The sequence below is a fragment of the Streptomyces sp. NPDC004658 genome (assembly GCF_040609555.1).
Taxonomy (GTDB): Bacteria; Actinomycetota; Actinomycetes; order Streptomycetales; family Streptomycetaceae; genus Streptomyces.
Window position 1 is genome coordinate 1 of record NZ_JBEXKG010000419.1, and the last position, 1,139, is coordinate 1,139.

At 68.7% G+C, this 1,139-nt stretch carries 1 protein-coding gene; it reads right to left on the reverse strand.

The window, feature by feature from the left end; translation table 11 throughout:
- Window positions 1-69: 69 nt before the first annotated feature.
- The coding region (locus tag ABZV94_RS41815) for a SidA/IucD/PvdA family monooxygenase (RefSeq protein WP_356350362.1) at window positions 70-1,139 on the reverse strand (1,070 nt) is incomplete at its 5' end.

Genomic DNA, 1,139 nt, shown 5'->3' on the forward strand with positions numbered 1-1,139 from the left:
GGCCTCCCGGGCGGTCAGGCAGCCGATGATGCCGCCGCCCACCACAGCGATGTCCAAGTCCTTCACGGCTCACACCGCCGTTTCGTCGAGCGGCAGCTTGGCCGACCATTCGACGAACGACGGGTCCGGGTCGTCACCGCGCACTCCGCGCAGCCGGTCGACGATCCGCTGGCTCCGCCAGGCGATCAGGCTGAGGTTCTTGTCCGCGAGCCCGCGCTGGCGCAGGGCCGCGTTCTGGACGAAGATCCCGCGGTCCGGCGGGCCGTCCCAGCGGGCGGCGAAGTCGCGGTCGATCCGGAACTCGTCGCCCTCCCACTCGATCCGGTCGGAGAGCGGTGCCATGAACTCCGGTGTACGGGTGCGGAATCCGGTGGCCCACACCACGACGTCCGCGTCGACCTGGCCGAGCACCCCCGGGTGGTTGCTGTTGGTGAGGCTCAGGGCCCATTCGCCGTTCCCGCCGGCCCCCGGCGTGACGCCGATGACGGAGCGGTTCGGATAGAGGGCGACCAGGTCCTTGTTCCCGTGCAGGAACCGCTCGGCGTAGATGCGCTGGTATATCTCGCGCAGCGTCGCCTCGGATATGCCGTCGCTGGACAGCACGTGCTGCTGGTTGAACGTCGCGCGGGTCTCCGCGTCCAGACCGTAGAAGTAGTCCGAATACCCGGGCATGTAGTAGTCGTTGGTGAACGGCGAGTCGTCGATGGGGGAGAAGTTGCGCCGCCGCGACACCCAGGACACCCGGCGCGGCCGCTGGTCCTGCGGCCGGGAGATCAGGTCGAGGAACGCCTCGGCGCCCGACAGGCCGCCGCCGACCACACAGACCCGGAGGCCGGCGAGGTCACGGCCGCGCTCCACGAAGTCGCTGACGTGGAAGTGGCCGGAGCCGAGCTTGTCCCGGCCCTCGGCGGGCACCCAGGGCTCGTTGCCGATGCCCAGGGAGATGTTGTTCGCGGTGACGGTACGGCGGTTGGTGCGGAGCACGAACTCACCGTCGAACTCGACGGCTTCGACCGTCTCGCCGAAGACCACGTTCTCGTTCTTCAGGCACGCCCACTCGAGGTAGTCGCGGTACTCCTGCCGCGGCACGTCACTGAACTGGGCGTTGATGAAGTGGTAGATGCGTCCCCTGTCCTTCA